Raw genomic sequence first — 13,040 nt, forward strand, 5'->3', positions numbered from 1 at the left:
GAACGGTTCCTCCTCCATGATTCTTTTCTTATAGGTATATTATATACCCGCAGAGGCAGGAACCGCTACTTCAAATTCCACGGAATTTTGGACATCTTCAGCGGTTTTGTTTCGGCTGATTTGTCCTATATCTTTTACCTCGAATTTCTCTTTGCTATCTATGTTAAATATTCGAGCCTCAACAGATGGAAGTATAGCTTATATTCCTACTAACATTGTACATGCAGAAACACCACAAGTGGACTTTCTCATTTCCGGAGTAAACGAAATCATAAACAGTACGTTACCCCAAGGCGAGAAACAATTAGTTGCTGACCCGTTGGAGGCTATTATATCTATAATAACATTAGCTTGGTTAGCTGGTATTGCTGTTATTCTTATTTACAGTATAATTTCCTTGCTACTGCTACGCAGACAACTTATAGGAGCGGTAAAACTTCGTGACAATATATACTTGACTGATCATGTTGAATCACCTTTTGTAATTGGTTTGATATTTCCAAAGATTTTCTTGCCATCTGCCCTTTCAGAACAGGAGCAGGATTATATTATTCTGCATGAGCAGACGCATATTCGGCGTTATGATCATATCATAAGAATAATTGCATTTCTGGCACTTTCTGTTCATTGGTTCAATCCGCTTGTATGGGTTGCATTTATCTTATCCGGCAAGGATATGGAAATGTCTTGCGACGAAAGCGTTATGAAACAAATAGATACAGATATACGAGCGGACTATTCCGCCTTATTATTAAGCTTAAGCACGGGAAGAAAAATTATTGCCGGGGTACCCCTTGCGTTTGGTGAGGGCGATATAAAAGGGAGAATAAAGAATGTAATGAATTATAAAAAGCCTCTATTATGGATGGTGTTTGCTGCGGCAATTATAGTTGTATTGTTTTGTGTGGGGTTTATCTCAAATCCCCTTGTCTCTGGTAAGAGCAAAGTTGTTAGCGAATATGAGTATATTGATAATCTCGGTGGCGACTTTGTTCGTAGTGGAATTGAGGCTTATGCTATTGGCGCAAATAGAGATGGAATGCCTGTTTTCAAAAACCCTGATGCTGCTTTTGCACAAGCAAAAAAAGATTACGCAGACGGATTTGCTGAGATTGCCAAGGAATTTGATTTGGATCCTGTTAGTAAGAACAACTATGACTTATATAAGATCTATGGTTGGCAACTTACGACAAAGGAACAGGCCATACGAAAGCAGGGCGTGACAATTAGTCAGTTTTTTGATATTTATGAAAATAGCTTCAGTGCAAATTGATGGGTGTCTAAAACGTTAATCATGTTGGCCCTATATGTTAGGATAGTTGTCGTAAAGAAAATAGTGTATAATAAAAATACGACAGATCCTAAGGGTGCGCCGGTTCGGCGCTAGATATATAGCTCGGTGAGATACCGAGTCCGGCAAAGTCCAGCCAACAGCCGGTACCCGCTTCTGGAGCTGAAACCGCGAGACAAGGCTTAAGCGTGAAGAGGGGGAGCAAGAGAGCCGCAATGCGGAAGCGTGAAGCAATTCAGCCCCGTTAGTTAATTAAGTCGAAGCCGATGCCCTCATTAAGGCAGCAGGCAACAATCCGCAAACGACATGGCAAGAATGCGGAGGTTCGGCCGGGGTCGTAGAGCGTGGCGAGCTTGCGAGGTATATCCAGCGTACCCGGGAGGTCTCGAAGGTTCTCGAAAGAGTATGGGAGGTAAGCGTTTTGTAAACGGAGCCGAACAAATGACCTGCGAGAAGTCGGACTGACTCATAGTAGCCATGAAACACATGAAAGTGTGCGGAGCGAAGGGGTCAGCTAACACACATTTCTGTAGAGCAGAAACATGAACACTGCACAGGAGGCACGAAAAGAAATGGGAACAAAGCGAGCAGAAATAAGTGACATCATAGCCAGATACGGAAAGGTGCAGAATTTAATAAGCTATGTAAATGCCGAAACGCTCAAAGCCAAGCACAGGGAGATGCCTAAAGACAAGGCATCGGGAGTAGACAAGATGACGTGGGAAGAGTACGACAAGAATCTGGACCAAAACGTTGAAGCCCTCCTAGCGAGGATGAAACAGTTCAGCTATCGCCCCCAACCCGCAAGACGAGTCTATATACCGAAGGCAAACGGAAAGCTTCGACCGCTCGGGATACCATGCTACGAAGACAAACTAGTAGCCGCGGTCATGGCGGACATACTGAACGAGGTGTATGAAAGCATATTTCTAGACACATCCTACGGATTCAGGCCGAACAAGAGCTGTCATGACGCTGTCAGAGAACTCAACCGCCTAATCGGAAGCTGCAAAGTGAGCTATGTGCTTGAAGCAGACATCAAAGGATTCTTCGATAACGTAGACCAGAAACAGCTGATGGAATTCATCGCACGTGATACCGACGACAAGAACTTCAGCAGGTACATCACCCGATTTCTAAAATCAGGGATAATGGAAGACGGCGAATACCGACGCAGAGCCGAAGAGTGGCTGAAACAGGTAAGAAAAAGAGAACCTAGGATGTTTGCGCATTGGGCTCTCTACGGAAACTTTTAGTATGGTGAATGATAAGACATAAACAGTCGAGCCTTTGACATAGATTTTAAGCGCTTTCGAAATTTTCGAAAGTACTCTTAATTATTTGCCCGGAGGATATATTCTTATGGTTAAATACAGTATTCGCCTAACGAGTTTTTTATTTGCTCTTTTTGTATTTTTACTTATTTTTCAATATGCAACAGTTGAACAACAACAATTCCCTTTTAATACTACAGATAGATTTGAATTAAACATTACAACACAAAATATAGCGAAGGAGGAAATCATAAACAATCTAAACGAAATTACTGATGACAATAATGGTGTTCTGGTAAAGGTCGTTACTAATTCTGAAGAATATGAAGATAAAAAAGATATAATTTGGTTTGGTTCAAGGGCCCCAGTGTCCAACGATATAATCGTTAAAGATTCAGAGATATATTGGCTTGATTCAAGCCTTACAGGGGAGTTGATTTCATCAACTGATATGGGAACAAGACCTTTATATGGTACATATGCCATACAGGGAACTGAAAATTTTAAAAATGAAATAGATAAATGGTGTTCTGAGAACGGCATATCTGTTTCTTGGTATCTTCCAGAGAGTTTTGTGAAAATTATTTATAGTTATTTAGTCCACAATGGAATTGGAAATGCGATCATGACAGCATTTTTGTTGTTTATAACAACATTGATTACTTGGTTTCTTACTCATGCTAAAGCAAGAACTATTAGATTATTAGGTGGAATTAGCGTTAAACGTATTCATATAGAAGATACTTTCTCAATTCTTTTGAAAGTAGCTATTGGATTTATAATTGCTTTAATTGTAGTATTAAGTTATATTGGAATTTCAAACAGTATCAACCAAATTTTTTTGGTATTATCAAAAAATCTTTTAGGTTTAATTTTTCTTTTGATACTTTCGTCAATATTGATATACTTAATATCGGTATTAGTACGTCCGAAAACTGAACATTTATCTAAAAGAGAAATCCCATTAAAGGAATTCAAACTATTAGGAACAATAACACGTGTTTTATCTGTTATTTTAGCTTTACTTATTGTACCTAGTACACTTACTTCCGCATATATAGTTAAAGAATTATCTAAGGAATATTCTTTGTGGGAAAATATGCAAAACAATGTCAGAATTGGATTTAGTTATACAGACCCATTGGTAACCGAAGAAATGATTCCTTTTGTGGAACAATTTTGTAATCAAATGATAAAAGAAAATAATCTAAGTCTTTCTTTTGTCATTGATTCAGCCATTGCTTTAAATCCGGAGGAATATGGTGGATATGACCATATAATTATAGCCGATAAGGCATGGATAAATTCTTTTAACATAGGAATTGAGGAAAAAGGAAAAGGAGGACAATTAACCAAGGTATCATTAGGAGACTTACAAGAACCACTTAGAGATTTTTTAAATGCACAAATTCCTATTTGGACAAAAGCTGAAACTGTTCAGCCTGATGGACTGGGATATTATGAATTTACAGGGGAGAAGTTTTTAGCTTTACCTCCAAATGTTGCCAGTGGCGGCAGCACTGTTCAAGCAAAAAGACCATTGATAATATTAGTTGAAAATCCAATATCGACTTTTAAGGGAGAAAGTTTCATAGTAGCAGCTTTGTCAAGTGGAAATATTGTTTTTTCAGATGAAGATATTTTACGTAAAGCATTAGTGAATTCACCCATTCAAGAATATGTTGTTTCCATAGATACTATTGCAGATGTTGCGTTGGAACAGGCACAGCAATTTGGCAAGGAAGCCGGATATTATGTTGTAGCAAGTGTTCTTATTTTTATAGCTATGATTTTTGCAGGAATCATGGAAGCTCAGTTATGGGCAGATTCTAATAAGAAGCGTATATTTGCTTTGCATACATTTGGGAAATCATATAGTAATATTATAGCACCGTCTTTCCAAAAAGAGCTAGTTATTATAGTTGTAACTATTCTTGGCGGTAGTGTACTTTCTTTTGCACTAAGACGACCAGAAATATTAGTTCTAATATGTGTGGCCATTGTTATTACACTTTTATATTGTATTTCTAATTTTGCTGCTTATCATGTGTATACAAGAAAAGCGTTTTTTAAAGTTTCACGTCGTAATGAATAGTAAGTATTACAAAGAATTTATTTTAATTATTTGAAACTGCTATATAGCAATAGAAGGAGATAATCATGGAAATTAGAGTAAATAACATAACAGTAACAATTAGTGGAAAGAAAATTTTTTCTGATATTTCCTTTGTTATTAAAACAGGAGAAATGGTAGCTATAACGGGAAAATCCGGGTGCGGAAAAACTACATTGTTAAATACCTTGGGATTGATACAGTCAACGGATACCGGAGAAATTTTCATAGATACAAAAAACGCAACTAAATGGAGTGACAAACAAAAAACTAAATTTTGGCATGAAAATGCGGCATTTATTTATCAAGATTATGGAATTATTGAAGATGAAAATGTTGCATATAATATCACACTGAACAAGGTAACAGCAAAAAATAAAGAAGTAAAAGAAATACTCCAAAAGGTGGGGTTGGACGGTAGAGAAAAAGACCTTGCAATAGTTCTTTCTGGAGGAGAAAAGCAACGTATAGGAATTGCTAGGGCCATTTTTAAAAAAGCATCTATCATATATGCCGATGAACCAACGGCATCACTCGATGCTAATAATCGTGAACTGGTTATGGCGTTATTACATCAATGCGCAAAACAAGGAGCAATCGTTATACTTGCCACTCATGATGAACGTCTTGTACAAGTATGTGATAAAGTCATAAATATGGAATGTTTTTAAATTTTTAAAAAAGCAGGATAACGTCAATGATAGGGATTACCTTGAGCTGTTATATAAGTTATATAGAATAAATAGCTGTACACAAAAACGGGTATATAGTGGGAGGTAAGGACTCAAAGGTTTGCGAAAGCAAGTCGTAACTGTTGTAAGCCACGTGATTTGATAGTACATTAGCCAAAAAAGATGGCAGAAGAGGCTAACAAAAAAGGCACCGTTTCCGGCACCCTAAACTAATGCTAGCTTAATATATGATATCCCAGCCTTCCTCGTGGATCAGCCGATTGATATCAGGCAACCCATCTATCTTCTGCGATCACTCAAACCCTATTCCATCAATCATATGCCATTTTTCGCCTACATGTATATACATAACCCTGCGTCTGCGTTTATCCATCCTCTGAGTTAACGTATATACAACATCTCTATCTTTTATAAGCGGCTTGACCCCTAATTCCGGAGATTATGCACTGAATTCTTTGATTTTCACACCATTGCTCATAAATGCTTCATAAAACTCTCAAACTCATACCGACTATAACACTCATATTCTAGTATCAAGTGAAATGATTCTATATGCGCATTCATATTCTTGTTTTGATAATAATGAGTATGTTTTTGTAGCCCATTTGATGAGCTCAATATCTTGGTCGGTGAAGGTTATGCTGGGAAATGTTATGATAGTATCGTTTATCAATGATTATCCCTAACTTTCCAATACTATCATAACATATGGGTAAATTTAGATCCAGCACTTTTTTGAGAAAAAATTTATTTTCGCCAATCTTCTAGCCTCTATTTATCGCTCTTCTTATTTTCATGCTTCATACCTGAAAGAATTATTGTGATATAGCGTGCAGTATATGGTATAATATAAATGTAGAATTTGACCGAGGAAGGGAGGTTCATCGCCTTTATGAAAGTAGCTATATTTACTGATAGTTTTCTGCCTCAAGTCAATGGCGTGGCTAAGGTGCTGGATGAGCAGCTGAGATACTTTGACGCCCATGATATAGAGTATATGGTATTTGCGCCACGATACAGCCGCGTCGATGATAGCGGATTCAAGGGGCGGATAATCCGATTAAAAAGCATGAGCTTTATATTTTACAAGGAATCCCGCATATCGGTGCCGAATTATATGAGGGTAAAAGAACTGTTAAAGGACTTTAATCCCGATATTATACATATAATAACGCCGTTTACCATAGGACTGTGCGGATTGTTATACGGTAAGGAGATGGGCATACCTATGGTAACGACTTACAATACAAATTATGCACAGTATATGAGGTATTATTATGCCAACTTAATAGGGATTGGTTTATGGGGTTACATCAAATGGTTTCATAACAAATGCCAACTTAGTTTGTGTCCATCGCATGCGACCAAAAACGAGCTATTAAGGCATGGTATATATAATGTGGAGGTGTGCCCCAATGGTATACATCCGGAGGTATTCAGTCCTGATAAAAGAAATGAAAGCTTGCGCGAGAAATATGGACTAAAGGATAAAGTGGGGCTTTTATATGTGGGGAGAATAAGCCGAGAGAAAAACATGGATTTGTTGGTCGATACTATGAATATGCTCAACCGCCAGTATAAAGATTCTATAAAGCTTATAATGGCTGGTAACGGTCCTTATTTAGAGCATATTAAACGCGTCATGCCGGATAACGTCGTATATACGGGATATATTTTCGGTGAAGAACTGAGCCAGGTTTATGCATCGGCAGATGTATTTGTTTTTCCATCGCTTACCGAAACATTTGGTAATGTGGTGCTGGAGGCCATGGCTTCGGGACTACCGGTTGTGGCAGTCGCAGCCGGTGGTGTGAAAGATAATGTGGAAAGCGGGTACAACGGATTTCTAGTGCATTCGAATAACGCACAGCAATTTGTTTCCGCGGTAGGCAGGCTTATAGAAGATGAATATATGCGCAAGCGTATGGGCTATAATGCTAGACAATATGCATTAACCCTTACTTGGGATTCAGTTTTTGAGACGTTGCTTCAAGCATATGATAGCGTGTTAAAACAACCAGAAGATGGAACGGTGGTATTGATATAATACATGAAAGGTCATTATATAGCGGATGTGATGGATGGCAGCCTGGCTAAATTATACGGTATAAAGCAGGGAGAAGCTGTTTTAACTATAAATGGTATGCCTGTAGAGGATGTGCTCGATTATCGCTTTCTCATAGCCGATGAGCGTATCGAATTGGAGATAAAGGGAGAGGACGGCTGTGTAAGAAATATCGTTATAGAAAAGGATTATGACGAGGACTTAGGTCTGGTATTTGATAATCCTCTTATGGATAAAGAGCGGGTGTGCCGGAATCGTTGTATATTCTGCTTTGTGGATCAATTGCCGAAAGGCGTTCGCCCGACTTTAAAATATAAAGACGACGACTGGAGGTTATCATTTTTAGACGGTAATTACATTACCCTTACCAATCTTACCGAGCACGATATAGACCGCATCACAAAGATGCATATAAGCCCGCTCTATGTGTCTATACATGCGGTAGATCCAAAGGTGCGCTCTTTTATGCTCGGCATACCGGAAGCCGATAATATAGTGAATATATTGCAGCGCTTCAAAGAACATAATATAATAGTGCATGGCCAGATGGTGCTGTGCCCTGGCATAAACGATGGCGATGTCTTGGATGATAGCATAAAGCGGCTTATGGAACTGTGGCCGTCGCTTCAATCGCTTGCAGTTGTACCGGTGGGTCTCACCGAGCATAGGCAAAGGCTTTATCCTTTAAGGCCATATGAGCAGCATACTGCGGTGGCAGTGTTGGAACAGGTCGAGAGGTGGCAAAGCCTGTGCTTTGATAGATTAGGTACTCGCTGGGTCTTTGCGGCCGATGAATTTTATCTTATAGCACAAAGGCATTGGCCGCCATATGAGTCATATGAAGACTTTCCTCAGTTGGAAAACGGCGTGGGATTGCTGGCAATGTTCGAAAGGCAATTTTATAAAGGCCTTGAACGATATAAAAGCGATGCTCATACCAAAGCTCGTTTATCTGTGGCTACCGGTTTATCGGCGGCCGATTTTATGCAAGGGCTTAGCCGCAAGTTGGCCGACGATTATGGTGTAGATATTAATGTTTATCCCATAAAAAATAATTATTTTGGCAAGACGGTCACAGTGGCCGGATTGGTGGTAGGCAGGGATATAATAGAGCAACTGAGAAACATGGATTTGGGGGATGTATTATTGATACCTAAATGTATGTTGCGAGAAGGAGAAACCGTATTTTTAGACGATACGACTCTAGATGATGTCCGACAAGCGCTAAATACGCGCGTGCGGGTGGTGGATGTCGATGGAGAAGCATTTTTAAGAGAGGTGATGAAATATAGATAATATAGATAAGCCAACGGTAGCTATTATAGGAAGGCCGAATGTGGGCAAGTCAACGCTTTTCAACCGTTTAGTCGGCAGGCGTATTTCTATAGTAGACGATACGCCCGGCATTACCAGAGATAGAATATATGCCGATGCGGAATGGACAGGCAAGGCATTTTCATTGGTCGATACGGGCGGTATGGATTTCTCCGGCAAGGACAGCATAGTGAATCAGATGATCCAACAGGCTCAATATGCGATCGATACCGCTGATGTGATTTTACTCGTGGTGGATGCCAATGAGGGAATGACATCTGCCGATGAAGAGGTGGCCGATGTATTGCGGCGGTCCAATAAGTCAGTATTGCTTGTATGCAATAAGGTGGATAATTTCAACAGAAAGGACTTATTATACGATTTCTATAAGTTGGGTTTAGGTGATCCTATACCTATATCTGCCGGTAATGGCCTCGGCATTGGAGATTTATTGGATAAAATAGTGGCGCATATAAATGTTTCGGCGGAAATAGCAGATGAGGAGACTATAAAGATAGCGGTCATAGGCAAGCCGAATGCCGGTAAATCGTCCATAGTTAACAGGCTGTTAGGACAAGAGCGCGTCATAGTAAGCGAACGGCCGGGAACTACGCGGGATGCCATAGATGTACTCATCGAGCATGAGGGCGACAGGTATATTTTAATAGATACGGCAGGGCTGAGAAGAAAAGCCAAAATAAACGAAGCGGTTGAAAGGTATAGCGTATCCAGAGCACTGGAAGCCGTACAACGCAGTGACGTTGCCGCAATGGTTATAGATGCGGTGGAAGGTGTTACCGAGCAAGATGCTAAAATAGCCGGTTTCGCTCACCAAAAGGGTAAGGGGCTTATTATTTTGTTGAATAAATGGGACTTAATAGAAAAAGATAATAAGACCGTTAACCAATACAAGCAGGAGATAGCTGAAAAGTTGGGGTTTATAGGATATGCTCCGGTTCTTTTCATATCGGCGAAAACGGGCCAGCGTATGGATAAGATACTTCCAATGGTTAAATATGTATTTGGACAGTGCAGTATTAGAATATCTACCGGCGTACTAAATGATGTGATAAGGGAAGCGATCGCCATATCCGCTCCTCCGTCCGGCAAAGGCCGTTCACTCAAGATATATTATGCGACCCAAGTAGCTGTGAGGCCGCCGACTTTCGTGTTCTTTGTAAACGATACGGAGCTCATGCATTTTTCATATGAACGTTATCTGGAGAATTACCTGCGCCGCAATTTTGGATTCGAGGGCACGCCTATAAGGATAGCCGTAAGAGCACGCAAAGAATAGGAAGGAGAAGCTATGGGGATAGGTATAGCTATTATAATAGGTTATTTAATAGGCAGCATATCTACTGCGCTTATAGTCGGTCGGACGTTGGGACGTATTGATATCAGGCAATATGGCAGCGGCAATGCGGGCGCTACAAATATAGCAAGGGTGTTGGGCAAGCGAGCCGGTGCCATTACGCTGGTTTTTGACCTCTTAAAAGGCGTTATAGCCGTGCTTATAGGCCGATGGCTGGGAGGACAATGGGGAGCGGTATTGGCCGGTATGGCCGCCATAATCGGCCATAACTGGCCTGTCTATTTTCAATTTCGCGGGGGTAAAGGCGTGGCCACTACGTTAGGCGCCGCACTTGTCATATCACCGCTTATAGGCCTGCTTATATTGCTCATAGCCGGCGTAATAATACTGGTGACGCGTTATGTTTCTCTTGGTTCGATCATAGCCGCCATAGCATACCCTATTTTAGTATTGATAATTAGCCCGGATCCGTGGCTTATATTGTTCTCTATATTTACGTGCGTTATGATAATAGCTAGGCATAACAGCAATATAAAGCGCTTGTTAGCCGGCAGCGAATCTAAATTGGGGGAAAAGGCAAAAAAAGTGTAATATTAAATTTCATTTGCCCATATATATACCCTAGATGAATTTTGGATACAAGCCACATTTTATCGAGGGGGTTGCGGGTGAATGGAAAGTTTCGATATATATAAGGATATAGCAGAACGGACCGAGGGCAATATTTACATAGGCATGTTAGGACCAGTGAGGACCGGTAAATCGACATTCGTAAGGCGCTTTATGGAACTATTGGTCTTGCCCAATATAGAAAATCAGCATAAAAGGGAACGGGCGAAGGATGAACTGCCGCAAAGTGCTGCCGGCAGGACAATAATGACCACCGAACCTAAATTTGTACCCAGCGAGGCTGTCGAGATAGCCATTAAAGATGTGGCTAAAATGAAAGTAAGGATGGTGGATGGCGTAGGATTTTTGGCAAAAGGGGCATTAGGGCATATAGAAAATAATGCTCCGAGGATGGTAAAGACGCCATGGTTTGATCAGCCCATCCCGTTTGAGGAAGCAGCCGAATTTGGTACAAGGAAGGTTATAGAAGACGCTACTATAGGTATCATGATGACAACTGACGGTAGTATAACCGAGTTACCGCGTTCCAGCTATATAGAAGCCGAAGAAAAATCGGTCAATGCTTTAAAACAGGTCCATAAGCCGTTCGTAATCGTGCTTAATACAGCCAAACCTGGCGATCAGGATACGCAGAAACTGCGTGATGCGCTGGAAGAGAAGTACGATACGCCGGTATTGGTCATAGATGTGCTGAATATGACTGTGGCCGATATAGAGGCAATATTAGAGAAGCTGCTTTTTGAATTCCCATTGACTGAGATAAATATTCAGATGCCCAAATGGCTGGAGGCTTTGGGAGAAGAAAACTGGCTTATAAGCGGTATGATCGATCGGCTTAAGCAGCATCTGGATGATATAGATACGGTGAGAGATGCCCAAAAAATTTCGCTATTGTTTGCCGATATAAGCGATATAAAGGGCATTGACTTGAAAGATATATCTTTGGGGCAAGGTAGGGTTTTAGCCGAGTTATCGCCTAAGGAAGGTTTGTTCTACAAAATACTGAGCGATGAGTGCGGCTATGAGATAAATGAAGATTATCAGCTTATAGGGCTTATGAAAGAGTTGACCCACGCAAAAAGGGAGTATGACAGAATCGCCAAAGCCCTTGCAGACGTGCGCGAAAGGGGCTACGGCATAGTAGAACCTACGTTGGAGGAAATGACGCTCGAGGAGCCTCAGATAGTAAAGCAGGGCGGCCGATTCGGTGTACGCTTAAGGGCCGAGGCTCCTTCCATACATATGATCTTGGCCAATATAGAAACTGAGGTATCGCCTATAGTGGGCACTGAAAGGCAGAGCGAAGAACTGGTCAATTATATGCTGAAAGAGTTTGAAAATGACCCGGCAAAGATATGGGAAACCAATATATTCGGCAAATCGCTGCACGATCTTGTCAAAGAAGGATTGGATAATAAATTGCAGCGTATGCCGGAGGATACGAGGATGAAACTTCAGGAAACATTACAACGCATCATAAACGAAGGCAGCGGCAGCCTGATATGCATAATATTGTAGCCCTTGACATCGGGCATAAAAAGTGTATAATAATAATAGGAATTAGCCCTATCTGTGCTATGCAGGTAGGGTTCTGTTTCCTAAAGGGGAAGGTATAATGAACGATAAAGGCGTTAAAACAGTAGCTCAGAATAAAAAAGCCCGCCACGATTACTTCATAGAAGAGGTATATGAGGCGGGCATCGCGCTGACCGGTACAGAGGTAAAGTCCATACGTATGGGCAGGCTCAATTTAAAAGATAGCTATGCCGTAGTGCGCGACGGCGAGGTATGGCTAGTGGGGATGCATATAAGCCCATATGAAAAGGGCAATATATTTAATGTTGATCCCGAACGCGACAGAAGGTTGCTGTTAAATCGCTACGAGATAAATAAACTTATAGGGTATGTGCAGCAGAAGGGTTATTCGCTCATACCTTTGGAAGTATATTTGAAAAATGGTCTGGTCAAAATAGCATTGGCGGTGGCCAAAGGCAAAAAAATATACGACAAACGCGAGGCTATAGCGCAACGCGACGCCAAACTCGATATTGAGAAGGAGTTTAAAGAGCGTCAGCGTTATTAATAATATGGGGGCGTATTGGTTTCGACGGGGATGATGGTGTCGAGAGCAGCGAGCAGTGGCCGGGACCACTATAAAACCCGAACAAAAAAGTAATTGCGAACAATAACGCAGAATTAGCTTTAGCTGCTTAACGCAGCTAACGTCCGACTTACGCTTCCCGCAGTGTAAGACCCGGGCGTCGATGTAGCGGGGAACCAGTCTGCCTAAGCTTTGCGGCAGATGGGATTATATGAAGCTAGCTGATTGCATATCCTGTGATCGGG

General features: G+C 41.0%; 10 protein-coding genes and 1 other RNA gene. All 11 read left to right on the plus strand.

All coding sequences use genetic code 11. From position 1 onward, the window contains the following. Positions 1-106: 106 nt before the first annotated feature. The gene (locus JG770_RS09335; RefSeq protein ID WP_291958178.1) at positions 107-1,273 is read left to right on the plus strand and encodes a M56 family metallopeptidase; all 1,167 of its coding nucleotides are present in this window, start codon (positions 107-109) and stop codon (positions 1,271-1,273) included. Between the two features lie 590 nt (positions 1,274-1,863). Continuing rightward, on the plus strand, positions 1,864-2,547 hold the full coding sequence (locus tag JG770_RS09340) for a reverse transcriptase domain-containing protein (protein WP_291958180.1): 684 nt from the start codon (positions 1,864-1,866) through the stop codon (positions 2,545-2,547). A gap of 106 nt (positions 2,548-2,653) precedes the next feature. After that, positions 2,654-4,660, plus strand: a complete 2,007-nt coding sequence (locus tag JG770_RS09345) for a DUF6619 domain-containing protein (protein WP_291958182.1) — start codon at positions 2,654-2,656, stop codon at positions 4,658-4,660. Between the two features lie 65 nt (positions 4,661-4,725). Further along, the gene (locus JG770_RS09350; protein WP_291958185.1) at positions 4,726-5,349 is read left to right on the plus strand and encodes an ATP-binding cassette domain-containing protein; all 624 of its coding nucleotides are present in this window, start codon (positions 4,726-4,728) and stop codon (positions 5,347-5,349) included. Positions 5,350-6,262: 913 nt separating this feature from the next. After that, on the plus strand, positions 6,263-7,417 hold the full coding sequence (locus JG770_RS09355; protein ID WP_291958188.1) for a glycosyltransferase family 1 protein: 1,155 nt from the start codon (positions 6,263-6,265) through the stop codon (positions 7,415-7,417). A 3-nt stretch (positions 7,418-7,420) separates the two neighbouring features. Next, complete coding sequence (locus JG770_RS09360; protein WP_291958191.1) at positions 7,421-8,731, plus strand: DUF512 domain-containing protein; 1,311 nt, start codon at positions 7,421-7,423, stop codon at positions 8,729-8,731. Position 8,732: 1 nt separating this feature from the next. Beyond that, a complete protein-coding gene (der, locus tag JG770_RS09365) occupies positions 8,733-10,046 on the plus strand; it encodes a ribosome biogenesis GTPase Der (RefSeq protein ID WP_291958202.1) in 1,314 nt (437 codons plus the stop codon). Positions 10,047-10,058: 12 nt separating this feature from the next. Continuing rightward, entirely contained in the window at positions 10,059-10,655 is a 597-nt protein-coding gene (gene plsY, locus JG770_RS09370; RefSeq protein ID WP_291958194.1) for a glycerol-3-phosphate 1-O-acyltransferase PlsY, read from the plus strand. 81 nt (positions 10,656-10,736) lie between these two features. Further along, a complete protein-coding gene (gene spoIVA / locus JG770_RS09375) occupies positions 10,737-12,212 on the plus strand; it encodes a stage IV sporulation protein A (protein ID WP_291958197.1) in 1,476 nt (491 codons plus the stop codon). Between the two features lie 97 nt (positions 12,213-12,309). Further along, a complete protein-coding gene (gene smpB, locus JG770_RS09380; RefSeq protein WP_291958199.1) occupies positions 12,310-12,777 on the plus strand; it encodes an SsrA-binding protein SmpB in 468 nt (155 codons plus the stop codon). A 6-nt stretch (positions 12,778-12,783) separates the two neighbouring features. Beyond that, positions 12,784-13,040: a transfer-messenger RNA gene (gene ssrA, locus JG770_RS09385) on the plus strand; the annotation flags it as partial.

Source organism: Mahella sp., from assembly GCF_020054945.1.
Classification (GTDB): Bacteria; Bacillota; Clostridia; order Mahellales; family Mahellaceae; genus Mahella.

Coding starts and splice junctions, on each gene's coding strand:
- JG770_RS09340 (WP_291958180.1), top strand. CDS start 1,864: ATGGGAACAAAGCGAGCAGAAATAAGTGACATCATAGCCAGATACGGA.
- JG770_RS09345 (WP_291958182.1), top strand. CDS start 2,654: ATGGTTAAATACAGTATTCGCCTAACGAGTTTTTTATTTGCTCTTTTT.
- JG770_RS09350 (WP_291958185.1), top strand. CDS start 4,726: ATGGAAATTAGAGTAAATAACATAACAGTAACAATTAGTGGAAAGAAA.
- JG770_RS09355 (WP_291958188.1), top strand. CDS start 6,263: ATGAAAGTAGCTATATTTACTGATAGTTTTCTGCCTCAAGTCAATGGC.
- JG770_RS09360 (WP_291958191.1), top strand. CDS start 7,421: ATGAAAGGTCATTATATAGCGGATGTGATGGATGGCAGCCTGGCTAAA.
- plsY (WP_291958194.1), top strand. CDS start 10,059: ATGGGGATAGGTATAGCTATTATAATAGGTTATTTAATAGGCAGCATA.
- spoIVA (WP_291958197.1), top strand. CDS start 10,737: ATGGAAAGTTTCGATATATATAAGGATATAGCAGAACGGACCGAGGGC.
- smpB (WP_291958199.1), top strand. CDS start 12,310: ATGAACGATAAAGGCGTTAAAACAGTAGCTCAGAATAAAAAAGCCCGC.